Origin of the sequence: Yersinia sp. KBS0713, assembly GCF_005937895.2 — a bacterium.
Lineage (GTDB): Bacteria > Pseudomonadota > Gammaproteobacteria > Enterobacterales > Enterobacteriaceae > Yersinia > Yersinia bercovieri.
In genome coordinates, this window is the sequence record NZ_CP042173.1 from 1,608,910 (window position 1) to 1,631,563 (window position 22,654).

A 22,654-nucleotide genomic window follows, 5' to 3' on the forward strand; every position below is an offset into this window, starting at 1 on the left:
TCAAGTTTTGTCTTGAAGCCGCAGGGGTGTTAGCTGCGCTCACTTACCCGAATCACTTACTTGAGTATGCTCATCGGGATGTGTTCACTGGCTGCCTACCTGCGACTCCAATGGCTTTGAGGATCAAGTTTTGTCTTGAAGCCGCAGGGGTGTTAGCTGCGCTCACTTACCCGAATCACTTACTTGAGTAAGCTCATCGGGATGTGTTCACTGGCTGCCTACCTGCGACTCCAATGGCTTTGAGGATCAAGTTTTGTCTTGAAGCCGCAGGGTTAGCGGCGTTCGCTTACCCCTGCTTATTTAACTTATGCCAATATCAATCACTTTTTGGAATGCCGCACGCTGTGTCAGGCTTTGATACCAGCGCTGTAAGTGTGGCAATTCAGGACGGGGAATTGACAGATTAAACCAGCCATAGGCCAGACACCCGAGCGGGATATCGCCAATACCAAATTTATCGCCGGAGAGATAAGCTTGCTTAGCAAGGGCGCTATCGGCAATCGCCATTAACTTATTCAGCTGTTCCATGCCCTGAGCTATCTTGGCTTTATCCTGCTGCTCCGGCGGGGTCCGCACCAACCCGATAAACACTGCGCTAAAGGGCGCTGCGATACTGGAAGTCACCCAATCCATCCATTTCTCTGCACTCGCTCGTTGCTGTGCATCAGAGAGATAAAGCGTGTTCTCACCATATTGAGCAGCTAAATATCGCACGATGGTATTAGATTCCCACAGAATAAAATCGCCATCTTGCAGGCAGGGGATCAAGCCATTGGGGTTCATTGCGCGATAAAGTGGCTCATTCAACTGACCATATTGGCCGCCGACATCAATTCGCTCATAGCTAAGCGCCAACTCTTCCAAACACCAAAGCACTTTTTTGACATTACTCGAGTTATTCCGACCCCAGACAGTTAGCATGTAACCCCCTATATTTGTTTGAAATATTGTCTATCTCTTGTGTTGCCAATGGTGGATATTCCAGTCATGCAAAATCGCTAAATCCACCAATTCATTGCCAGGATTGATCACTGTGGCGTGGTCAACATACTCCAACAGCGGTTTGTCATTGATCGAATCACTGTAACCATAGGTATGGGCAAAATCTAACTGCGGCGATGCCGACAGCCACTGTTTTAGCCGCTCGACTTTACCTTCGCGATAAGTCAGGGTGCCATAGGTTTTGCCGGTATAGCGGTTATCTTCCACCGCAACCCCAATAGATAGGGCGGCATTGGCGGCGAAATGCTGTGCAATGGGCGTCACCAAATGCTCGCCAGTGGCTGAGATAATCACGATGTAATCACCGCGATTACGATGCCAGGCCAGCATTTTTCGGGCTTGCGGGTAGATGCGCGGCAGAATATCGCGCTCGATAAAATGCTCAACCCAACCGGCAACTTCCGTCGTCTGCCGCCCAACCAAGGGGGAGAGTGTCGACTCCATGTAACAGGACATCGATAGCTCACCCTGATAATACTGTTTCATTAAATACTGTTCTTGTTCTGCCAGCGCAACGGGCGCAAGCCCCTTATCAACCAACCAGCGCAACCATAGGCCAGAACTGTCATCGCTAATCAGTGTTTCGTCGAGATCAAACAGGGCTAAGTCCATTAAGTCTCCTCCAGGCAGACAGAAAGGTTGACGTAAAACTTAATCGTGCATGTGCTGGACATCAGAAATTCCCAACCGGAATCAGGGGTATTCATAGCCTAAGCTAATACTTTCTACCCAAACATGAAAGGAGATCAGATTAGCCAGCCAATAAGACAGCTTAATGATCGTGAAGAGTGCGAGCGGTAATCAGTAATGAAAGAAATAACATAGAACGGATTGATATTGGTGCGCTGCTGAATTTCGGTGTTAATTGTTTATATCGTTTAGGTATAAATTGTTAAGTATCTAGTCGAGAACGCTCTTAAAACTGCTTTTTACACTCAATACAACATGTGATGAATGCGGTTTGCTACTAAACGCCTAAGGGCCAAAGAGAGTGTTGTCGTCTGTCTGCTTTCACCCCACAGCTCAGGAGCTGATTATGCTGATTCTTCGTTTATATGGTTGTCCAGTTTTCATTGGTTCTGAGCAGAAAAAACAGCCAATTGAACACCCTGGAGTGAAAAATGAGCCACCAAAAGTTAAGCAATCCACGATTCGTTAATCCATCCGCCGCCAATGTGGCATCGGCCACCACACTGCCTTTATTGGATCTCTCCTTGCTGAATGGCAGTGAAACTGAGCGCCAGGCATTCTTAGTCGCCCTACGCCATGCGGCACGGGATATCGGATTCTTCTATCTCACCGGACATGGCATTGACCCCGCGTTATTACAGCAAATCCAAACCCTGTCGCGTAAATTCTTTGCGCTGCCCGATGAAGAGAAACTGGCGGTTGCCATGGTGCACTCCCCCCATTTTCGCGGCTATAACCGTGCCGCCGCTGAACTCACTCGTGGTCAGCCCGATTGGCGCGAACAGTTTGATATTGGTGCCGAAAGAGCCCCTCTGCCACAAACATCGGGCGCCCCTAGTTGGGCACAGCTGCAAGGCCCCAATCAGTGGCCAGCCAACTTACCTGAATTAAGACCCGCGTTACTGCAATGGCAGCGGGAAATGACCGGCATGGCGCTGCGCTTGTTGCGGGCTTTCGCGCTGGCATTAAATCTGGATGAGAATGCGTTTGATGAGCTGTATGGCGATAAGCCCAATGAACACATCAAACTGATCCGCTATCCGGGGCGTGAAACCACCCACAGCGGACAGGGCGTAGGCGCCCATAAAGACTCAGGTTTCCTCAGTTTCTTGCTACAAGACCAGCAACGTGGTTTGCAAGTTGAAGTGGAAGAGGGGCGCTGGATTGATGCCGTTCCGCAGCAAGGTACTTTTGTGGTCAATATCGGTGAGCTATTAGAGCTGGCCAGTAATGGTTACCTACGTGCCACAGTACATCGGGTAGAAACACCGCCAGCCGGTGCGGATCGTCTCTCTATTGCATTTTTCCTCGGCGCACGTCTGGATGCCGTGGTGCCACTGTATCAATTGCCGGCAGCGCTAGCGGCTGAAGCACGCGGGCCAGCCAGTGATCCGCACAATCCGCTGTTTCGTGATGTGGGGCTTAATTATCTGAAAGGACGGCTGCGCTCTCACCCTGATGTTGCCAAAAAGCACTACCCTGACGTGATCGCGCCATCAGAAGCAGCCAATACAACCTATTGATACTCAATGATAAAAACTTAATTTTTGGGATAATGATGATGAAAAAAACAGTGATGACAAAAACACGCGTTTCTGGCTGGGTTAGTGCGGCACTGCTGACGGCTCTGGCAGCGACTTTCACGCTATCGGCACAAGCTGCCGAGGCACTGCGCGTCGCGGCAGATCCAGTACCTCATGCAGAAATATTGCAATTTGTGCAAAAACTGGACCCGTCACTGAATCTGAAAGTTATTGAGATCCCCAATGGTGTGAACTCCAATGAGTTGTTGGCCCACGGGGATGTTGATGCCAACTACTTCCAGCATGTGCCCTATTTGCGCTCTCAAGAGCAGGCGCTAGGGCAGAAATTTGCCGTCGCCGCGACCGTGCATATCGAGCCGTTGGGGGTCTATTCCCACAAACACAAAACTTTTGCTGATGTGCCGGATAAAGGCAGTGTAGCGGTGCCAAATAACGTCACCAATCTCAGCCGTGCGCTCTATTTATTGCAAGATCAGGGGCTGATTACACTAAAACCGGGCTTTACTGATCCGGCTAAAAATCAGGCGACACCGAAAGATATCGCGAGCAATCCAAAACAGCTGAAAATTTTGGAAATCGAGTCACCGCAGATCCCACGTTCACTGGATGATGTTGATTTAGCGGTCATCAACGGCAACTATGCGCTGGAAGCCGGGCTGAACCCAGCAAAAGACGCATTGGGTCTGGAGAAAGCCGCCGGTAACCCGTATGCCAATATTCTGGTCACCACGCCAGCGCTGGCAAATGACCCGCGGATCTTACAGTTGGCGAAAGATTTGCAGTCACCGGAAGTGGCGAAATTTATCACTGAAAAATACGCAGGTTCAGTCATCCCGGTGGCAGGCAATAGATCATGATTAGCATCGAACGCCTGAGTAAAACCTATCCGCAAGGAGGGCTGCCGATGGTGGCCCTGACGGAGGTCTCGCTTGAGATCCCCACCGGCTCGGTGTTCGGTATTATTGGCCGCAGCGGTGCGGGCAAAAGCACCTTAATCCGCTGTTTGAACCTACTGGAGCGGCCCACTTCGGGCCGTATTCAGGTGGATGGCCGTGAGTTAACCACTCTTTCTGAGCGAGAATTGCGCCTGCAACGGCAGAATATCGGCATGATTTTTCAGAATTTCCATCTACTTCACTCACGTAATGTGCGCGACAACATTGCGGTGGGTTTGGAAATTATTGGTATGCCCAAGCCGCAGCGCCAGCAACGTGTCGCCGAGTTATTGGCGTTAGTTGGGTTGAGCGACAAGGCCGATGCATTCCCCTCGCAGCTATCGGGTGGGCAAAAACAGCGCGTCGGCATTGCAAGGGCGCTGGCGGCTAAACCGGCCTATCTGCTATCTGATGAAGCCACCAGTGCTCTTGACCCAGAAACCACCGCATCAATATTGGCGCTGCTGCGCGATATTAACCGCCAACTGGGGTTAACCATCGTGCTGATCACCCATGAGCTGGACGTGGTGAAATCCATCTGTGATAACGCCGCCTTACTTGAGCGCGGACGGGTGGTGGAGACCGGTATTATTACGGATTTACTGGCTTCCCCTCACTCGCGTCTGGGGCGTTCATTGCTACCGACCTGCGGCCCGACCTCTCTATCCGGCACGCCAGTTGCGGAGCTAACCTTCTTCGATACTCTATCGGCGTCGCCGGTACTCAGTGAGCTGGCGCAGCAACATGCGGTTGGGGTCACACTGTTGGGCGGTGGTGTGGAATCCATTGGTGGTCAACGGGTTGGCCGCTTACAGGTTGATTTTAGCCACCCAGACGGCGGGTTAAATTTAGCTGAAATATTACAATTTCTTAATGAGCGCGGTGTGAGGGCTGAACTGATATGAACAGTGGCATGAGTTGGCAGGATCTGCTGGCATTGGTGACGAATGCTACCGGCGAAACCATTTATATGGTGGTGATCGCTACCTTTTTCACCGTCTTGATTGGGCTGCCATTAGGTGTTTTGCTATTTGTTTCGCGTCCGAATGGTGTTTTACCTGCGCCTCGGCTGAATACTTTTATTGGTGCCATTGTGAATCTGGGGCGTTCGATGCCCTTTGTGGTGCTGTTGATTGCATTAATTCCGATTACGCGCTGGATTATCGGCACCACCTTGGGCAGCACTGCGGCAATTGTTCCCATCACGTTAGGCGCTATTCCATTCTTTGCCCGAGTGGTAGAGGCGGCCTTGGATGAAGTCGATAAAGGGCGGATCGAAGCGATTTTATCAATGGGCGGCTCAGCCAGACATGTGATTCAAAAAGTGTTATTACCGGAAGCGCTACCTGCCTTATTGGCCGGAATGACCTTAACTGTCGTGATGCTGGTGGGGTTCTCATCCATGGCGGGTGTTATTGGTGGCGGCGGACTGGGTGATCTGGCTATTCGTTATGGTTATCAACGCTTTAATAATGAAGTGATGGTCGCGACATTAATCATTCTGGTGATTTTGGTGCAAGGTGTACAAAGCCTGGGTGATAAATGGGTCAGGTCTCTGGCGCATCGGCGGTAACATTTTTTGCCGTTTTTTGCTCATCCGCACTACCCACTCTGCTCTTTTTTCTCTTGATCTGTTCTTGACGTTCTCTTTTTTGCCTATCAAAATGATAGGTATAAAAGAGGGGGGTGATTGAATGGAATCTAATACACCTTTGTGCTATCAGGGCATGGCTATCAGTGAGTTTCCGCTTAGCCCTATTTCAGTACGTAAAATAGTGAATGATTTGGCGACGAATCATACCAGTCGTATTCGGATGAGCACACATGCCAAACAAAGGATCGCTGAACGGCGCATAACACTGCGGCAAATTTTATCTGTTTTTGCCAGCAAGCACAGTCGGTTTACCGAAGCACCACACCAAACTGCGGCTGGCGATTGGAAGTTTAACTTGCAAGGTATCGCTGCTGGAGATGTGATCGAGGTGGTTACTGTACTGAAACGGCATGAAAACGATCCTACTCTGTTCGTTATCACGGTCATGATTAAGTAAGGGAGAGAAAGTCATGCATCACTATACGGAGAGCGGCTTAACAACAGTGTGGTTGGCTAATGGCTATCAATGTGACGTTATTGATGGCGAGCATTTTACCAGTATTGATGATGTTGATGGTTTGCATCGTCTGATTGGTAAAATATTAGTTAACCGCTGTAGTCCACTACTTGCCGACGAAATCCGTTTTATACGTATTGAAATGAATATGTCGCAAAAATCACTTGCGGCACTACTGGGGGTGGATGTCCAAACGATTGCTCGCTGGGAAAAGGGGCAGAGCAGCTTGCCACGCACCGCTGATGTCGCTCTGCGCGCGCTTTATGTGGAGTCGATTGATGAAGCCAGTGATGTGGGGCATTTTTTGCGTATATTGGCAGATTCTGAAGTCCAGCAATCGATGGAAAAACTGATTTTTGAAGAGCGCGGGCATGTCTGGCAAAGGGCGGTTTAGTGCTTGTTGCTGCTGGGATAACGATAGGCGTGAATATCACACCTATCGTATTTATCTGATTTAAAGCTCGCCGTTCAGCGCTTGCGCTAAGTCAGCTATCAAATCTTCGGTATCCTCAATGCCCACGGATAAGCGCAGTAATTGCGGAGTGATGCCGTGTTTTAAGCGGGTTTCCAGCGGAATTGAGGCGTGGGTCATGCTATATGGCTGGCTGATTAAGCTTTCGACGCCACCGAGGCTTTCGGCCAGGGTAAACAGATGTGAGCGCTTAATCACTGCGCGGGCGTAGCTGTCATCCCCCTTCAGTCGCACCGAAATCATGCCACCAAAACCGGCCATCTGTTTGGTTGCCAGCGCGTGCTGTGAGTGACTTTTTAGCCCCGGATAGTAGACATTTTCCACTTGCGGCTGCTGTTCAAGCCATTCGGCGATGCGCTGCGCACTGTGGTTATGTCGCGCCATCCGCAGTGCCAGGGTGCGTAAGCCCCGTAGTGTCAGGAAACTGCTGAAGGGGTCTAAAATCCCGCCAATGGCGTTATGCAAAAAGCCCAATTGCTCCGCCAGTTCAGGGTTGTTGCCCACCGCCGCGACTCCGGCGACCACATCAGAGTGACCATTAAGGTATTTGGTTGCTGAATGCACCACAATATCAAAACCGAGTTCCAGCGGGCGTTGAATGTAAGGTGAGGCAAAGGTGTTATCGGCCACACTGATGAGTTGGTGCTTTTTGGCAATCGCCGCAATGGCCGCTAAATCAGCCAGTTTTAGCAGCGGATTGGTTGGCGTCTCCACCCAGATCATTTTGGTATCGGGCTGAATCGCGTGCTCCAGCGCGGCGGTATCCGCAGGGGAGACATAAGTCACCCGCAAACCGGCGGTGCGGCTGCGAACCTTCTCCAACAGGCGATAAGTACCGCCATATAAATCATCAACCGCAATGATATGACTACCTTGATCCAGCAGTTCAAGCACTGTTGAGCAGGCCGCCAGGCCAGAAGCGAAAGCATAGCCACGAATGCCGCCCTCCAGCTCGGCAATGGCCTGCTCTAGCGCGGTGCGAGTGGGGTTGCCACTGCGGGAGTATTCATAGCCGGTATGTTCGCCGGGGGCTGGTTGCGCAAAAGTGGAGGTTGCATAAATAGCGGGCATCACTGCGCCAGTGCTGTCTGGGGTGTAACCGGCGTGGACGGTCAGGGTATCAAACTTTGCCATGATAAAAATCCTTAATATGAGAAAATTAAACCAGCTTTTGACGCCAGGTATTCAAAACATCAGTGCGAGTAATCAGGCCGAGAAAGTGCTCGCCATCCAGCACCACCGCGACATGACCATCATTAAACGTGGCCAGCAGAGAGCGGTAATCCGCCTCTTTTTGTAACGTGTTGACCTGACGGGTCATCGCGCTACTGGTGGGTAATTTGAAATGGCTGGCATCGGCTTGCACCGCATTCAGCAGATCCCACTCGTCGATTAAACCAACCACTTTTTCCCCGTCTAACACCGGCAACTGCGAAATGTCATATAAGCGCATGCGGGCATGGGCGACCGACAGCGTATCTTGCGGCGAGACAGAAACTGTTGCGCCATCCTGATGGCTATAGGTGATGAAATCCCGTAAATCGCCATGCTGCGGCTTGCTCAGTAGACCCTGCTCCAGTAACCAGTAGTCGTTGAACATTTTTGACAGATATTTATTACCGCTGTCACAGACAAAAGTGACCACCCGTTTGGGGCTGGTTTGCTCACGGCAGTAGCGCAATGCCGCGGCCAGCAGGGTGCCGGTGGAGGAGCCTGCCAGCACCCCCTCTTCCCGCAATAGGGTGCGGGCGGTGCTGAAGGCTTCGGCATCATCAATGCGGTAGGATTTTTTTACCTGAGAAAAGTTGCTCAGTGGCGGGATAAAATCTTCCCCAATGCCCTCAACCAGCCAGCTGCCCGCATCGCCAATCTGCGAACTGTCGACATAATCGGCTAAAATAGATCCGGCGGGATCAGCCAGGACAAACTCCGTCGTCGGCGAGAGATCCGCGAAATATTGGCTTAGGCCACTGAGTGTGCCGCTGGAGCCGACGCCCACCACGATGGCATCAATCTGTTCGCCCATCTGCTGCCACAGCTCTGGGCCGGTGGATCTCCGGTGCGCGGCAGGATTGGCCGGATTGTTGAATTGGTCAATATAGAGAGCGCCGGGGGTCTCCTGCGCCAGTCGCAGCGCATAATCCTGATAATAAGCCGGATGGCCTTTACCCACATCCGAACGCGTCAGTAGCACTTGAGCGCCCAAGGCCCGCAGGTGGAAAATCTTCTCCTGACTCATCTTATCCGGCACCACCAAAACCAGCTTGTAGCCCTTCAGCGCGGCAACCAGCGCCAGCCCGAGGCCAGTATTGCCAGCGGTTGCTTCAATAATGGTGCCGCCGGGCGGCAACAAACCATCTTGTTCCGCCTGCTCAATCATGGAGAGCGCGACGCGGTCTTTAATCGAGCCGCCGGGGTTTTGATTTTCCAGCTTCACAAACAGTTGGCACGGGCCGGTATCAAAGCGGGTTAGCTCCAGCAGAGGGGTGTGGCCGATAAGATCAAGCACCGAGCGAGGAATAGCCATTTTTTTCTCCAATAAAAGGTGCTTCAAAAAATGAATTAACTGAGTGAGTTGGTTAGCAACCTATTGGCTGAATCATAGCGCCAGCAGCTTAGGCACTAAAAAGAACAAATAACCTGTATTTATTCCTTTTTGGAATATATTTATTGATTTTTAGACGCTTAGGTGCTTAGGTGTCGGGACGTTCAGATAGGGAGATGTTTAGCCGTATAGCCATCAAAAATAGGTAAAACGGGGGTCTTTACAAAACAAAAGGTAAAACTACGCCCAATTGACACGGCAATGGGATAAATTTAGAAAAGGTACTGAAGTGTGACTAAACTAATGGTTCAGTATCAGTAGAAAGACGTTATTTTTTCGCTAATTGGACCGTGGTACTTTCTGGAAACACCACTTATTTCCGATTATTTGCAAGGATACTCTGGCGACCTCATGATGAAATTTATCCTCCCTTTAAAGATAAAAAAATTTACCTTCAGTGCCGGTTTATTGCTCCTGGCGCTACCCACAGCGCACGCGGCTGATGATCCGGCGGTTCCTCCGGTCGATGCCAAAGCCTATGTATTGATGGATTACAACAGTGGAAAAGTGCTGGCTGAAGCTAACGGTGACCAGCGCCTTGATCCCGCCAGTTTGACAAAAATTATGTCCAGCTATGTGATTGGACAGGCAATTAAAGCCGGTAAAGTGCATCCAGATGATTTAGTGACAGTGGGGAAAGATGCCTGGGCCACCGGTAATCCGGCGCTGCGCGGCTCTTCACTGATGTTTTTGAAACCGGGCGATCAGGTGAAATTGTCCGATTTGAATAAAGGCATTGTTATTCAGTCAGGTAACGATGCCAGTATCGCGCTGGCAGATTATGTGGCTGGTAGTCAGGACAGTTTTGTTGGTTTGATGAATAATTACGCCAAAGCGCTGGGGCTGACGAATACTAACTTTATGACAGTGCATGGCCTTGATGCGCCGGGGCAGTACAGTACCGCTCGTGATATGGCGGTGCTGGGGCAGGCATTGATTCGCGACGTGCCAGAAGAGTACGCGCTACATAAAGAGAAGGAATTTACCTTTAATAAGATTCGACAGATTAACCGTAACCGTCTGTTATGGAATACAAATCTCAATGTTGATGGTATGAAAACCGGCTTTACTACTGGTGCGGGGCATAACCTGGTGGCTTCTGCCACCGATGGGCCGATGCGTTTGATCTCGGTGGTATTGGGTGCGCCCAGTGATCGGGTTCGATTCAGTGAAAGTGAAAAGCTGCTGAGTTGGGGGTTCCGTTTCTATGAAACTGTGGTGCCGATTAAAACCACGAAACCTTTTGTGACGCAGAAAGTCTGGTTTGGTGATACCGGTCAGGCAGAGCTTGGTGTCGCAGAAGATGCGGCTATCACCATCCCGAAAGGGCAGATGAAGAACCTGAAAGCCAGTTACAAGCTGGATCAGACTGAACTGCGCGCGCCACTGACGAAGCATCAAGTGGTCGGCACTATTGATTTTCAGCTTAATGGCAAAACCATTGAGCAGCGCCCGCTGGTGGTGCTAAATGAAGTCAAAGAGGGCGGTTTCTTTAGCCGCATGTGGGACTTTGTGATGATGAAGTTCAGCCAGTGGTTTGGCGGTATTTTCGGTTAATTTCAGGTCACTGATAAATAAGGAAAATGCAGGCTGCTGACAAAGTCAAATGAAGGGGGATCGTGCCGTTGGGGTCGTAGTGGCGTGAGCCACCGAAGTGCCCCTGGGTGCGGTAAACCCTTCACTCACTGGGCTATCAGCAGCTTGGTCATTAACCTCAATGGCTACTTTTCAGTAGCCATTTCAAACCATTAACAAAGCTGATTGGCGGGGAGATGTGCCGAATGGGCCACTACTTATTTAAAATACAAGTGGCGTAAGCCGTCGGAGTACCCATCGGTGTAGTCGCCCCGTCGCTCCCGAGCGATAAAATAGGTTTGCCAGTAACCTCAGTTTACTCTCGATGCGGCAATCACTCAGTTACAGGCAACAACCTTGATTGCCAGCCCACCACGGGAGGTTTCGCGGTATTTTGCGTTCATATCCTTGCCGGTTTCATACATCGTTTCGATGACTTTATCCAGGCAGACACTGGGTTCGCTAGTGCGGCGCAGCGCCATGCGGGCAGAGTTGACGGCTTGTACCGCGGAGATCGCGTTGCGCTCAATGCAAGGCACTTGAACTTGCCCGGCAACCGGGTCACAAGTCAGCCCCAGATTGTGCTCCATGGCGATTTCAGCGGCGATACAGACCTGAGCAGGGCTACCGCCCATCAATTCAGCCAAGCCGGCTGCGGCCATTGAGCAGGCAACCCCCACTTCCCCCTGACATCCCACTTCAGCGCCAGAAATGGATGCGTTCATTTTATACAGCGCACCAATCACACCAGACACCAGAAAATAGCGGCTGTAGGAGTTCTCATTCACCGGGCGAATAAACTTATCGTAGTACGCCAGTACTGCAGGAATAATGCCGCATGCGCCATTGGTCGGTGCCGTGACAACCCGCCCACCGGCTGCATTCTCTTCGTTGACGGCCAGCGCATACATATTGATCCAATCGACAACCATCATCGGGTCGGCATTATGCTTGTCGGTGGTGACCAACATACGGCGTAATGCTGCGGCACGACGTGGCACTCTCATTGGGCCAGGTAACAGACCTTCAGTGTTAATACCGCGCTCAATACCGGCGCACATGACCTGCCAAATAGCGGCAAAGTGTGCGCTTATTTCGGCTTTACTGTGCAACGCCAGCTCATTTTGCATCACTAAACCGGACAGTGATAAACCAGTATCTTTACAGTGTTTTTGCAAGTCACGGGCAGAGTTGAACGGGTAGGGCACCGAAACCGCGTGACCATCTTGCTGAGCAAAGTGGGCTTCATCGACAATAAAGCCACCGCCGATGGAGTAGTAGGTTTTACTGAAAAGTGTCTCATCACCGGCATGTGCCGTGATGGACATGCCATTTTCATGCAGTGGCAAATTGGTTTCGTGGAAGTTCATCCCACCCTGGGCAGGAAAATCAACTTCGTGGCTGCCATTGGCTAACAGCAGGCGCTGACGCAGTTCTACATCGCGGATGAAACCGGCGATGGCATCAATATCAACGGTATCGGGCAGATTACCCGCTAAACCCATAATAATGGCGATATCAGTATGATGACCTTTACCGGTCAGAGAGAGTGAACCGTAAACATCCACAGTGATTCGCGTGACGGCAGAAAGATGCCCCAGTGTGATTAAATCATCGGTAAACAGCTTGCCAGCCTTCATCGGGCCGACGGTATGGGAGCTGGAAGGACCAATACCAATCTTGAAAATGTCAAAAACGCTGACCATATATTAGCCTCTTAAAGGTTCTAATTATTAATTCGCTTACAAAGCCGTGGAATAAGAAGCCGACGCGGACGCACCGGCTTTTGAAACGATTACTGCGTTAGATAGGCTGGCCGTGGAAGATGACCAGCCTCAGTATTATTTGCCGAACAGGCTGAACAAGATGGCAGAGATAGCAATCAGACCCATGATAACCACGAATACGTTACTGATCTGGCCACTGTATTTGCGCATCGCTGGCACTTTATGGATTGCGTACATTGGCATCAGGAACAGCAGCATGGCGATAATCGGGCCACCCAGAGTCTCAATCATGCCCAGAATGCTTGGGTTCATGGTTGCAACGATCCAGGTTGTTACCAGCATGAACAGCGCAGTTATGCGGTTCAGTTTGTCATGATTGATGGTTTTGCCCTTGCTACGCAGAGACTTAATCATCATGCCGTTAAAGCCTTCACGTGCGCCCAGATAGTGACCCAGGAACGATTTGGTGATAGCGATAAAGGCAATAACCGGTGCCATGTAGGCAATGATTGGGGTATTAAAGTGGTTAGCCAGGTAAGACAAAATAGAGATATTTTGGCTTTTCGCTTCTGCCAAATCAGCCGGTGACAGGCTCAGAACACAGCTGAAGACGAAGAACATGACCGTGACAACCATCATGATGTGAGCAAAAGCCAAAATGCGTGAACATTTTTTCTCAGCATCAACGCCGTACTCTTCACGTTTTGAGACCGCAAACGCAGAGATGATCGGGGAGTGGTTGAATGAGAACACCATGACCGGAATAACCAGCCACATGGTCATCCACAGGCCGCTTCCGGTGCCATTGCCGTCCATTGATACGTGCTCGAAGATGGCACCAGACCAGTTAGGGATCAGGTACACCGCCAGCAGCATCAATGCCGCAACAAATGGGAACACCAGGATGCTCATTGCTTTTACAATGGCGTGCTCACCAAAACGCACGATAGTCATCAGGCCAATGATAAGAATCAGTGACAAGATGGCACGTGGTGGTGATGGCAGATGCATCTGGTGGGTAATGAAGCTATCGACGGTGTTGGTAATCGCGACACTGTAAACCAACAAAATTGGGTAGATAGCGAAGAAGTAAAGCAGTGTAATCAACTTACCTGCGCCGATGCCGAAGTGCTCTTCAACCACTTCAGTAATGTCTTCACCTGGGTTTTTACCTGAAAGCACAAAGCGGCACAGACCACGGTGAGCAAAGAAGGTCATCGGGAAAGCAATGATGGCCATCACAATTAGCGGTAGCAGACCGCCGATACCCGCATTGATTGGCAGGAATAATACACCTGCACCTATTGCTGTACCGTATAGACCCAGCATCCACATGGTGTCACTTTTACGCCAGGTAGATGTTGAAACTTTTCCCGTGGAGGCAAGGGTGCCTGCTTGAGTAGTGTCCATGAAAAATCTCCATAGTGAACACGTTAATTTAAAATTAAGAACCGAAAGTTAGATACCTGTAGTGCATTATTGAGTTTCACTATCAGGTGAAAAATTCAGTCAAAAACGATTCGGTTAAAATGAGTGCCCTGGTTATTACTTTGGTGCCGTAGTGGTGCTTTATATCTAAAAAATAGAGTGCAAAATTTAACCAATATTCGGCGCGTAATTCGCCTTATTGGCTATTTTTGTTGTTACCGTGAGCTTGGTAGTTTTTGCTGGCGGCAAGATAACGATTTGTAGTGAAAACTACCGTGATCCTGCTCTCAAATGCTTAATAAACTCGTTTTAGGTCACTTGTTGCAAATTTACAACTGATTGTTATGTGAATGTTTAAACTTCATCACTAAAGGCGCTTAAAAGTCTATTTTCATTTATGGTCAATAAACAAACAGTCTATTCTTTATCGTCCATCTCTTGGCGTGCAATATATTTTAACCATGATGATGGATCTAGCATAATTCAAATTTTTCGCTGATTTATTGATGGATATCATTAGTTTAAAATAGAGGAATTAATTCAATCTATTGATTTTTATGTATTTATTATATTATTCTGACATACAAGCAATTTATGAATCTGATGTTAATATAATCAGTCGAATATGAAATCAGCGCTGTGGATTATCGTAGGTGAGAATAATCTAGCGATGAATATCGGCATATTTGTTATGGAGTTTTTTACAGTCGGTAATTTGTCAGACAAAAGCTTCCGCTATTCTCTTATTTAAATGGGTTAAAAGAAGGCTAAATGTTAAATTAATTTACCTTAAATTCAGCGCTTATCGGAACCAGATAAATAATGAAATTGTGTTTTAAAAATTTCAAGATGGGAATATTGCTTAACCATAAATAAAATATGGTTATTAGGCGGGATTTATACAACCTAAATATAGTCAGATTTTTGCCTAGTAATTCACGGGTAGAGCAAACCACCCGTCGAAGATAAAAATAATATTTTTACTATGTAATTCAAGGTTAACAGTCGATCTTGATGCCCTGCGCTAAAAAGAACTGACTGAATTCAGCATCAGGCTGACGGTCGGTGACTACTGCATCAAAGAGAGTCAAAGCACCTATACTGGCGGGCTTTATGTTGCCAAACTTACTGTGGTCGGCGACCAGAATTTTATGCTGAGATTTGGCAATGGCACGATGCTTCAACAGGATCTCATCGAAGTTGAAACAGGTTGCGCCATACTCAATTGAAACTCCCGCCGCCGAGATAAAAGCTTTATTCGGGCAGATATTATCCAGTTCATTATGCTGGCTGATAGGGGTGAAAATATAGTTATTGGGTTTGAACTCACCGCCACACAGGATGACTTTGCAATTGGGCTTATCTTGCAGGGAGAGAAAGGTGTTAAGGGAGTAACAAATTGCGGTAAATGTTAGTTCTTCATCGATCTCGTCAATGATTGAGGGGATGGTGGTACCGCAGTCAAAAAAAACGGTATCGTTTTCCACTATCAGGCGAGCTGCTAACTGACCAATGCGCCGTTTCTCCTCAACCTGCTTGGCCTGTTGATCAGAGACAAAATAGCTATTGGCATTGTTGCTTTTGGGGTCCATCACCACATACCCGCCGAGTAAAATAACTGCGGTCGGTTCGGCGCTAAGATCCCGCCGGATGGTCATCTCTGAAACCCGTAGCAGGTTTGCGGCCTCTTTTAGATGGATTTTATCGGAACGCTTTAGGACCTGAGTAAGTTTATTAATTCGTTCTGCACGGCGGGTTTCCATAAGAGATTCCTGAAAAAATTTGCTATACCCTGGGCTGCAAAACAGCACAGGGCAATAAATAAGCCCGGTATTAACCGGGCTTATCATATGTTAGTAGCTTGACTCGGCCGCTTGCTGGCCTGAAACGATAGCAACCCCAGAGCTGGTACCAATTCGAGTTGCTCCTGCCTGAATCATTTTTTCAGCAGTGGCTCGGTCACGAACGGCACCGGATGCCTTAACCCCCATCACCGGGCCTACCGTGGTACGCATCAATTTTACATGCTCCTCTTTAGCGCCACCGGTGCTGAAACCTGTTGAAGTTTTCACAAAGGCAACATCTAACTCACGACACATCTCACACACCTGGACGATTTGTGCGTCGCTGAGCAGGCAAGTTTCTAATATTACCTTCAACGGTGTGGAGGCGCAATTATCACGCACGGCCTTAATATCGGCTTTGACTTCAGCTATTTTTCCGCTTTTCAGCCAGCCAACATTGATAACCATATCAATCTCTTGTGCGCCGGCATTGATAGCCGCTTGAGCTTCAAACGCTTTTGCTTCAGTCAGACCCGCACCCAATGGGAAGCCAATGACTGAACACACTTTAACTGGGCTGCCGGCTAACTGCTGAGCCGCCAGTGGAACATAACCTGAGTTCACACATACAGCATAGAAATGGTGTTGTTTGGCTTCTTCACACAGCTTAATAATTTGTGCTTCGGTGGCATCCATTGCCAAGAGGGTATGGTCGATATAATTAGCGTAATTGATTGTCATGATTATTATCCTTTTGTTTATCTGTAAGTTGGCTCTGTTGTTATAATGGTAACATTTCTTGGGGTAAAACAAAGCTAACATTCACTGGTTACAATGATTTTTGTTATTTAAGTAACATTAATAGTGAGGGGGAGATAGGTCTGTTTGTTATTTATTGATTTAAAAATATTTTTTAACGTGGGGGTAAGCTGAAAACAGTGCCGATCATTATGGGGCAATCGGCAATGTGAGATAAATAACGTGGCGTTGTTAGCTTCTGACCCACCCGCGACTGATCGGTAAGGCAAAACTCAGGTGATAAAGGCGCTTCATGCCACTCGAGATAGCATCTCCGAATAGATTCCACACTAACTGAGCGAACAGGCAACCGATAATCCCTAGCAAGAAAGCCCCCACCATATCTAATGGCCAATGAACCCCCAGATAGACCCGTGACCAGGCAATGGCAATAGCTATCACCATCATTGTGATCGCGGGCCAGATTTTGTGCCAGAAAACAAAGGCTAAGGCGAAGGTAAAGATAGCGGTGCCATGGTCACTCGGGAAAGAGCTATCCGGGGCATGACTTAGATAATTATAGCCAAGGCCAACGGCAAAAGGCCGGTCGTGGGGGAGAAGCATGCCGATACACGCCGCTGAAAGCATGGAAAAAGCGAGAGCAATAGCTGCCTTGGAGACCATTGTGCGCTGTAAGTCCATGGTGTTTTTCGGCCCCCATAGCCACAAGCCTACCAGCAACACAGGAACAATCATGATCAAGTCACGTGCGATGAAGGTCGCAAAAGAAATCATCCATGGTGATGATGCGGGAGTCGCATTAATCATGGAAAAGAAAAAGTAATTCATTTGTTCCATTATTTTGTCCTTTAATCACGGTTGTAATAACCGCTAATCATCCAAAACAGAGCTAACTGGCTAAGCCATACCCACCAACCCGCCCACAGGTTGTGAGTCAGGAAGTGTGCGCCGCGCATAACTTGACCAAACCCCATCAACATGCCAAGAGTGACACCGACGAACCAACACAGGGTCGCCAGCCGTGGCCGCTCCGGATAAAACAAGAAAAACAGTGCCATAACAGCAAAACCGCTGGATGCATGGCCTCCAGGAAAGCAGTGGCCAGGGCCTGCACCGACAGGCGCACTCCCCATCAGCACATAACTGAGGGATTTCCCGCCATACGCCATCAGATCCCAAGGGCATGAGTGTGCACTGGTGGCTTTTAGAATGCCTATCACCAACGGGCCAATACCAAACAACAGCATACTGGTGACTATTCGCCCATTTCGGCGATAAAGACCCCATAACAAAGCCACCACAGCAGCGCTGATAATGGTGATTTTTAATAGCCGGTGATTCAGTAAATCCAGCCAGTAGTTATGTTCCAGCGGAAAGTTCCGCCCGACGGGATCAAACCAATAATTACTGATAAGCCAATCCAACTGCTCGTTGCGGGCTAGCCAGAGAAAGAGTAATCCACTGATTGCCAACCCAAAAGCCTGCCAAAAATAGAATGTTAGTGGCAATGAGTAAAGGGAGTTTGTCTTAATTGTTGGTGTTGTTGAGATGCTATTTAATGTTGGTGTGGTGGCCTCATATTGAGGCGCGTGTTTGCATTGAGGTGGGTGTTTGCTGGTCTTCACGAAATAACCTGAGCAGAAATAGGGAATGTTATTACTGTAATAATTTTGTCTTAAGAAAGCCTTAAGGGGGATATGAGGGGCAGAACTCAAATTCCAGGCAAGAAAAAACCCGACTAGTCTAATTACTCTATATAAAACAACAATATACAATAAATGCAATGAGTTGATTAGTTATTGAGGGGTAGTAAATCCTAGGGAAGAGTAACCTCCGCCGCCACTTTGTCGCCAGCTTTCATGGTGGTTAGCGGGTTGAACTGCACTGCGGTTTCTAAGTGTTCTGGCGCAAAGTGAGCATAGCGCATTGTCATTTGAATATCACTGTGACCAAGGATGCGCTGTAATACCAGAATGTTGCCCCCGGACATCATAAAGTGAGCGGCAAAGGTATGGCGTAAAACATGCGTAAGCTGGCCAGTGGGTAATTTAATGTCTGTGGTGTTGATTGCGGCCATAAAGCGGAAATCACATTCACTGAACAGACGGTCTCCCTCTAACGCGACTAACTCGTCATGAAGTTCTTTGCTGATTGGCACGCTACGGTTCTTTTTACCTTTTGTTCTGACAAAGGTAATTTTGTAAGGGCTAACTTGTGAGCGGGTGAGTTTCTCCGCTTCATTCCATCGCGCCCCGGTGCTGAGACAAACTTTTACCACCATTGGCAAATCTACCCGGCCAAAACTACATGCGGCCAATAGCGTTTTAATCTGCTCATGGGTGAGCCACGCCATCTCTTTTTCTGCCACTGCATACTTACGCAGGTTGTCTAATGGGTTCGGTAGGTTCCATTCCCCTAATCTGGCCAACTCGCTGAACATACCGCTCAAAAAACTTTGTTCCAGATTCACGGTGACCGGCTTGGCACCTTTCTTCCATTTCTCTGAGAAATAAATCTTGCCAGATAAACGCTTAGAGCGGTAGTGAGCAAAATCTTTGCCACTCAAACTATGAGCGGGGGGATTACCCAGCGCAGCAACTATCAATTCTAGTTTCTTATAAATTTTTTCACCGGCTTCCAGAGAACGGCCATGCAGGTTATACCAAAGTTCGGCAACCTCACTTAACGTGCGGCGGTCTGGTGCATCACCCAACCAAGGTTTATTGCTCACCTGATCCATGGTGTAACGTTCAAAGGCTAGGGCTTCACCTTTAGTCGCAAACATTTTTCTCACCCGGCGACCTGTACGGCCTGCCGGGTAGCACTCACATAGCCATTGACCTGTTGGTTGTTTGCGTACTGACATTGATAACCCCCTTGGAAGATAAGGAGTCATTTAACTGTATGAATAGGGGTCTTCCCCTGTTGTGGTGGCTGAGGGCATTATAGTGGCAGTCTTGATTTTCTGAGGAGCCTGCCATGGACGAAAAGTCCCTCTATGCACACATTCTCAACCTGTCCGCGCCGTGGCAGGTCAAATCAGTTTCTCTCGATGAAAATGCCGGTTCTGTGACAGTTACTGTCGGCATCGCTGAACATACTCAGTTAACCTGTCCGACCTGTGGTAAATCCTGCCCTATACATGACCATCGACACCGTAAATGGCGTCACCTCGATACTTGCCAGTTCACCACGCTGGTTGAAGCTGATGTCCCACGCATTGACTGCCCTGAACACGGTTGCCAGACACTGCCCGTCCCCTGGGCTGGACCCGGTAGCAGGTACACGTTGTTGTTCGAGTTTTTTGTCCTCTCATGGCTGAAAATCAGCACGGTAGATGCCGTCAGAAAGCAGCTTAAGCTGAGCTGGAATGCCGTAGACGGTATCATGGTGCGTGCCGTTAAACGGGGCCTGTCCCGGATAAAAAGGCCTTTATCGGCCCGCCACCTCTGCGTGGACGAAGTGGCCTTCAAAAAAGGCCATAAGTACGTCACCGTTATCTCTGACCGGCAAGGCCGGGCTCTGAAACTGACAGATGACCGCGGCGTTGAGAGCCTTGCTAGCTATCTGCGTAGCCTGAGCGATCACCAGTTGGATGAGATAAAAACGTTGTCGATGGACATGAACATGGCCTATATCAGCGCAGCCCGGATCCATCTTCCCAATGCCGTGGATAAAATCGCCTTCGACCACTTCCATGTGGCAAAAACGCTCTGCGGCGTTGTTGATAAAACACGAATGACGGAAATGAAACGCATCTCGTCGTTAGACAGGAAAGGGGCTCATCGCTCGCGTTATCTGTGGTTTTACGGTAAACAAAATCGACACGGAGGCAGGGCGGAACGGTTGGAAGTAGCACGTCTGGTATTACCCGAAACTAGCCAGTGTTGGGTAATGAAAGAACTTGCCCGCGACCTTTGGCACAGGCGTTATGACAGGCATAGCCGCAGGCTGTGGCAAGAATGGATGTTAATGGCAAAGAATAGCGGGATCCCTCTCATGGCAAGCGTTGCCCGCATGGTGGCAAAGCGTCTTTACGGGATCCTAAATGCAATGAAACACCGAGTATCGAACGGTAATGCGGAGTCTCTAAACAGCAAAATACGCCTGCTCAGGATCAAGTCACGAGGCTTTAGGAATAAAGAACGGTTCAAACTGGGTGTGCTGTTCCACTACGGAAAGCTGAACATGGCGTTCTGAGTCTCCCACCATGATCGGGGAAGACCCATGAATAGACAGTGGTCAATGTTTGTTATTCCAAATATATACAAGGAATTACTAAATAGGCTGAATTTTTGATGAAAACTCTGCATAGATCGGAGCATTCATTACCGCTGTGGCTAAAACTAGAGAACTAAATGTAATTAACACCGCATTCACTTTTGATGAGTTATTCAGGCCACCATCTTCCAACGCTGGTTGTAATTGTGTGCAGAAAGGAAGTGTTACATCAATAATCTTTTCCCAAATTTGTTCTGCTTCTTCAGGTGAGGTTTTTTCACCAAATGAAACCCTGAATAAATTAGGGACTTTACGAGACATATATGTCTCAAGACAATGGGCGATAGCTGAACAGAAAAGCGATATGGAACCTCGCTTTCTAAAATAGTCAAGCTGCTGTAGTTCCATCTGTTGCAAACTCGATTTTTTAATTAAAATTTTCTTTTTGTTTTCCACTGCTTTCATTAATGAATAAGCACAAATTATATGAGTTGCTTTTGTGTTGTCATTAAATATTTTTGAATATAGATTATCTTGTATCCATATTCCAGACTTTTGGTTATATGCTGAAATAGGTTCACCGTGAAAACACATTAATGCTTGGCCTACAGTATAGGACGGTAGTAAGTTTGCTCTTCTTTTTATTACACTAGCTGCACTACCTCTACGACCACCGTCGTATTCGACATCTTTTAATTGTGAAAATTCTTCTTTTAACCGTTTTTGAATTTTATCAGTACTTCGAAAATCTGACGCTTCAACTTTATTTTGGCTATTGTTATATTGAATTATATTTTGTATTAACTCATTATCTCCATTATTCACACAGACAAAGCGAGCTTGAACTTTTGCTTCATCTGATGGAGAGCGACTGAGTGAGCCAATTGCACCGGTAGTTTGAGCCCCATTTACTATTGACAGGCCACGAATACTTAATTTCTCTGTATCTTTTGAGTAGTTGAATGAATGAACAAGTATAGTTACGCCATTATTAAATACCCAGAAATTTCCAGGGGAATGCTCAGCCGTCTTCCTTATTCCATTATTAATGTTTGAGTTTGATGAGCGGGCACCCAAGTAATCTCTTATGTTGGCTGAGAATATTTTTGTTTTATGTTTTTTATATGTTCTATGCAAAAATTTTGCTGGGATACTTGAGCAGAACGCTTTCCAACCATCTCCATTAACTTCATAGCCACCATCTAAATCTATAGAATAGGATTCGTCAACTAATATTGGAGACAATGATTCATTGTACCAATCGGATAACATTGAATCACCTACTTCCGTTGATTCAACTGATATCTTATCTTTTTTGAAATCATTTGCTAAGATAGTTTTTGCAGTTTGCTGGACAGTTATTAGCTCATTTCTTACATTTTTTGAACAAGGTAAATTATGAATGTACCAAATGTAAATATTTTTAATTTCGTCATTGTTTATTTTAGCTCTAATTTCTTTTGCGGCAGATCTTAACCTTTCGGGTACTTCATTAATATCTCGCTGCAATAACCAAGGTAAGGCCGTATTCAAGTCACTTGCTTTGTTTGCAGGAGCCTCTTGTCTATCTTTAGTAGACATATAACATTGAGCTATGACAGCATATTCATCTTCTTGATTGATAAAAACCAAATCACATTTTTTGTCATCATGCCCATCAGTAATAGATTCGGCTGCCACAGTTTCTAAATCATCAATATTGAAACGTAGAGCTAAAGCAAATAATGCAAGTCCATTATCTCCGTAGTCTTTTAAATCATTTCTAGCTTCAAATGCCTCTTTCCACGTACTCATTTGATAC

General features: G+C 47.8%; 21 protein-coding genes. 9 read left to right on the forward strand and 12 right to left on the reverse strand.

The features are described 5' to 3' along the window. Nucleotides 1-300: 300 nt before the first annotated feature. On the reverse strand, nt 301-921 hold the full coding sequence (locus tag FFE93_RS07595; RefSeq protein ID WP_032898252.1) for a glutathione S-transferase: 621 nt from the start codon (nt 919-921) through the stop codon (nt 301-303). Nucleotides 922-951: 30 nt separating this feature from the next. After that, nucleotides 952-1,614, reverse strand: coding sequence for an HAD family hydrolase (locus tag FFE93_RS07600; protein ID WP_005276200.1), 663 nt, complete (start codon nt 1,612-1,614; stop codon nt 952-954). A 424-nt stretch (nt 1,615-2,038) separates the two neighbouring features. On the opposite strand from FFE93_RS07600, the gene FFE93_RS21700 reads away from it, so the two are divergent. The 7 genes from FFE93_RS21700 to FFE93_RS07630 all read left to right on the forward strand — a co-directional run bounded on the left by FFE93_RS21700 (nt 2,039) and on the right by FFE93_RS07630 (nt 6,676). After that, complete coding sequence (locus FFE93_RS21700) at nt 2,039-2,161, forward strand: hypothetical protein (protein WP_261369050.1); 123 nt, start codon at nt 2,039-2,041, stop codon at nt 2,159-2,161. Beyond that, on the forward strand, nt 2,124-3,215 hold the full coding sequence (locus FFE93_RS07605) for an isopenicillin N synthase family dioxygenase (RefSeq protein WP_049601485.1): 1,092 nt from the start codon (nt 2,124-2,126) through the stop codon (nt 3,213-3,215). Before FFE93_RS21700 ends, FFE93_RS07605 begins: the two co-directional genes overlap by 38 nt. Before the next feature lie 53 nt (nt 3,216-3,268). Continuing rightward, entirely contained in the window at nt 3,269-4,093 is an 825-nt protein-coding gene (locus FFE93_RS07610) for a MetQ/NlpA family ABC transporter substrate-binding protein (protein WP_032898274.1), read from the forward strand. Beyond that, complete coding sequence (locus FFE93_RS07615; RefSeq protein WP_049601483.1) at nt 4,090-5,076, forward strand: methionine ABC transporter ATP-binding protein; 987 nt, start codon at nt 4,090-4,092, stop codon at nt 5,074-5,076. Before FFE93_RS07610 ends, FFE93_RS07615 begins: the two co-directional genes overlap by 4 nt. Then, entirely contained in the window at nt 5,073-5,744 is a 672-nt protein-coding gene (locus FFE93_RS07620; RefSeq protein WP_032898258.1) for a methionine ABC transporter permease, read from the forward strand. Before FFE93_RS07615 ends, FFE93_RS07620 begins: the two co-directional genes overlap by 4 nt. 121 nt (nt 5,745-5,865) lie before the next feature. Then, nucleotides 5,866-6,222 carry a DUF4258 domain-containing protein gene (locus FFE93_RS07625; protein ID WP_005276218.1) on the forward strand — a complete coding sequence of 119 codons (357 nt, stop codon included), beginning with the start codon at nt 5,866-5,868 and terminating at the stop codon, nt 6,220-6,222. 13 nt (nt 6,223-6,235) lie between these two features. Next, nucleotides 6,236-6,676 (forward strand): helix-turn-helix domain-containing protein, encoded by a 441-nt coding sequence (locus FFE93_RS07630; protein ID WP_032898259.1) that lies wholly within the window; start codon nt 6,236-6,238, stop codon nt 6,674-6,676. A 60-nt stretch (nt 6,677-6,736) separates the two neighbouring features. Here FFE93_RS07630 and FFE93_RS07635 read toward each other — a convergent pair whose 3' ends face one another. After that, nucleotides 6,737-7,888: a trans-sulfuration enzyme family protein gene (locus FFE93_RS07635; RefSeq protein ID WP_005276225.1), complete on the reverse strand. Its 1,152-nt coding sequence runs from the start codon at nt 7,886-7,888 to the stop codon at nt 6,737-6,739. A gap of 25 nt (nt 7,889-7,913) precedes the next feature. Then, nucleotides 7,914-9,281 carry a pyridoxal-phosphate dependent enzyme gene (locus tag FFE93_RS07640; protein WP_138775002.1) on the reverse strand — a complete coding sequence of 456 codons (1,368 nt, stop codon included), beginning with the start codon at nt 9,279-9,281 and terminating at the stop codon, nt 7,914-7,916. A 429-nt stretch (nt 9,282-9,710) separates the two neighbouring features. On the opposite strand from FFE93_RS07640, the gene FFE93_RS07645 reads away from it, so the two are divergent. Then, nucleotides 9,711-10,916 (forward strand): serine hydrolase, encoded by a 1,206-nt coding sequence (locus tag FFE93_RS07645; RefSeq protein ID WP_054872778.1) that lies wholly within the window; start codon nt 9,711-9,713, stop codon nt 10,914-10,916. Nucleotides 10,917-11,272: 356 nt separating this feature from the next. Here FFE93_RS07645 and FFE93_RS07650 read toward each other — a convergent pair whose 3' ends face one another. The 7 genes from FFE93_RS07650 to FFE93_RS07680 form a co-directional block, all read right to left on the reverse strand. Next, entirely contained in the window at nt 11,273-12,640 is a 1,368-nt protein-coding gene (locus FFE93_RS07650) for an L-serine ammonia-lyase (RefSeq protein WP_005276234.1), read from the reverse strand. 135 nt (nt 12,641-12,775) lie between these two features. Beyond that, a complete protein-coding gene (locus tag FFE93_RS07655; RefSeq protein WP_032898261.1) occupies nt 12,776-14,071 on the reverse strand; it encodes an HAAAP family serine/threonine permease in 1,296 nt (431 codons plus the stop codon). A gap of 1,016 nt (nt 14,072-15,087) precedes the next feature. After that, nucleotides 15,088-15,852 (reverse strand): DNA-binding transcriptional repressor DeoR, encoded by a 765-nt coding sequence (deoR, locus tag FFE93_RS07660; protein ID WP_032898262.1) that lies wholly within the window; start codon nt 15,850-15,852, stop codon nt 15,088-15,090. A gap of 90 nt (nt 15,853-15,942) precedes the next feature. Continuing rightward, complete coding sequence (gene deoC, locus FFE93_RS07665; protein WP_005276247.1) at nt 15,943-16,614, reverse strand: deoxyribose-phosphate aldolase; 672 nt, start codon at nt 16,612-16,614, stop codon at nt 15,943-15,945. A 249-nt stretch (nt 16,615-16,863) separates the two neighbouring features. Further along, a complete protein-coding gene (ybjG, locus tag FFE93_RS07670) occupies nt 16,864-17,469 on the reverse strand; it encodes an undecaprenyl-diphosphate phosphatase (RefSeq protein WP_005276249.1) in 606 nt (201 codons plus the stop codon). Between the two features lie 11 nt (nt 17,470-17,480). Next, entirely contained in the window at nt 17,481-18,140 is a 660-nt protein-coding gene (locus tag FFE93_RS07675) for a phosphatase PAP2 family protein (RefSeq protein ID WP_005276254.1), read from the reverse strand. Nucleotides 18,141-18,448: 308 nt separating this feature from the next. Then, nucleotides 18,449-19,498: a tyrosine-type recombinase/integrase gene (locus tag FFE93_RS07680; RefSeq protein ID WP_138775003.1), complete on the reverse strand. Its 1,050-nt coding sequence runs from the start codon at nt 19,496-19,498 to the stop codon at nt 18,449-18,451. A 113-nt stretch (nt 19,499-19,611) separates the two neighbouring features. Here FFE93_RS07680 and FFE93_RS07685 point away from each other — a divergent pair, with 113 nt between their 5' ends. Next, complete coding sequence (locus FFE93_RS07685) at nt 19,612-20,832, forward strand: ISL3 family transposase (RefSeq protein WP_138775004.1); 1,221 nt, start codon at nt 19,612-19,614, stop codon at nt 20,830-20,832. Between the two features lie 78 nt (nt 20,833-20,910). Here FFE93_RS07685 and FFE93_RS07690 read toward each other — a convergent pair whose 3' ends face one another. Continuing rightward, complete coding sequence (locus FFE93_RS07690) at nt 20,911-22,647, reverse strand: AIPR family protein (protein WP_138775005.1); 1,737 nt, start codon at nt 22,645-22,647, stop codon at nt 20,911-20,913. Nucleotides 22,648-22,654: the final 7 nt, after the last annotated feature.

What these genes read in the sequence shown, in the direction of transcription:
- FFE93_RS07600 (WP_005276200.1), bottom strand. Translation starts at nt 1,614, where the DNA reads ATGGACTTAGCCCTGTTTGATCTCGACGAAACACTGATTAGCGATGAC.
- FFE93_RS07685 (WP_138775004.1), top strand. Translation starts at nt 19,612, where the DNA reads ATGGACGAAAAGTCCCTCTATGCACACATTCTCAACCTGTCCGCGCCG.
- ybjG (WP_005276249.1), bottom strand. Translation starts at nt 17,469, where the DNA reads ATGGAACAAATGAATTACTTTTTCTTTTCCATGATTAATGCGACTCCC.
- FFE93_RS07620 (WP_032898258.1), top strand. Translation starts at nt 5,073, where the DNA reads ATGAACAGTGGCATGAGTTGGCAGGATCTGCTGGCATTGGTGACGAAT.
- FFE93_RS07680 (WP_138775003.1), bottom strand. Translation starts at nt 19,498, where the DNA reads ATGTCAGTACGCAAACAACCAACAGGTCAATGGCTATGTGAGTGCTAC.
- FFE93_RS07655 (WP_032898261.1), bottom strand. Translation starts at nt 14,071, where the DNA reads ATGGACACTACTCAAGCAGGCACCCTTGCCTCCACGGGAAAAGTTTCA.
- FFE93_RS21700 (WP_261369050.1), top strand. Translation starts at nt 2,039, where the DNA reads ATGCTGATTCTTCGTTTATATGGTTGTCCAGTTTTCATTGGTTCTGAG.
- FFE93_RS07615 (WP_049601483.1), top strand. Translation starts at nt 4,090, where the DNA reads ATGATTAGCATCGAACGCCTGAGTAAAACCTATCCGCAAGGAGGGCTG.
- deoC (WP_005276247.1), bottom strand. Translation starts at nt 16,614, where the DNA reads ATGACAATCAATTACGCTAATTATATCGACCATACCCTCTTGGCAATG.
- FFE93_RS07650 (WP_005276234.1), bottom strand. Translation starts at nt 12,640, where the DNA reads ATGGTCAGCGTTTTTGACATTTTCAAGATTGGTATTGGTCCTTCCAGC.
- deoR (WP_032898262.1), bottom strand. Translation starts at nt 15,852, where the DNA reads ATGGAAACCCGCCGTGCAGAACGAATTAATAAACTTACTCAGGTCCTA.
- FFE93_RS07690 (WP_138775005.1), bottom strand. Translation starts at nt 22,647, where the DNA reads ATGAGTACGTGGAAAGAGGCATTTGAAGCTAGAAATGATTTAAAAGAC.
- FFE93_RS07610 (WP_032898274.1), top strand. Translation starts at nt 3,269, where the DNA reads ATGACAAAAACACGCGTTTCTGGCTGGGTTAGTGCGGCACTGCTGACG.
- FFE93_RS07635 (WP_005276225.1), bottom strand. Translation starts at nt 7,888, where the DNA reads ATGGCAAAGTTTGATACCCTGACCGTCCACGCCGGTTACACCCCAGAC.
- FFE93_RS07645 (WP_054872778.1), top strand. Translation starts at nt 9,711, where the DNA reads ATGATGAAATTTATCCTCCCTTTAAAGATAAAAAAATTTACCTTCAGT.
- FFE93_RS07640 (WP_138775002.1), bottom strand. Translation starts at nt 9,281, where the DNA reads ATGGCTATTCCTCGCTCGGTGCTTGATCTTATCGGCCACACCCCTCTG.
- FFE93_RS07605 (WP_049601485.1), top strand. Translation starts at nt 2,124, where the DNA reads ATGAGCCACCAAAAGTTAAGCAATCCACGATTCGTTAATCCATCCGCC.
- FFE93_RS07595 (WP_032898252.1), bottom strand. Translation starts at nt 921, where the DNA reads ATGCTAACTGTCTGGGGTCGGAATAACTCGAGTAATGTCAAAAAAGTG.
- FFE93_RS07630 (WP_032898259.1), top strand. Translation starts at nt 6,236, where the DNA reads ATGCATCACTATACGGAGAGCGGCTTAACAACAGTGTGGTTGGCTAAT.
- FFE93_RS07625 (WP_005276218.1), top strand. Translation starts at nt 5,866, where the DNA reads ATGGAATCTAATACACCTTTGTGCTATCAGGGCATGGCTATCAGTGAG.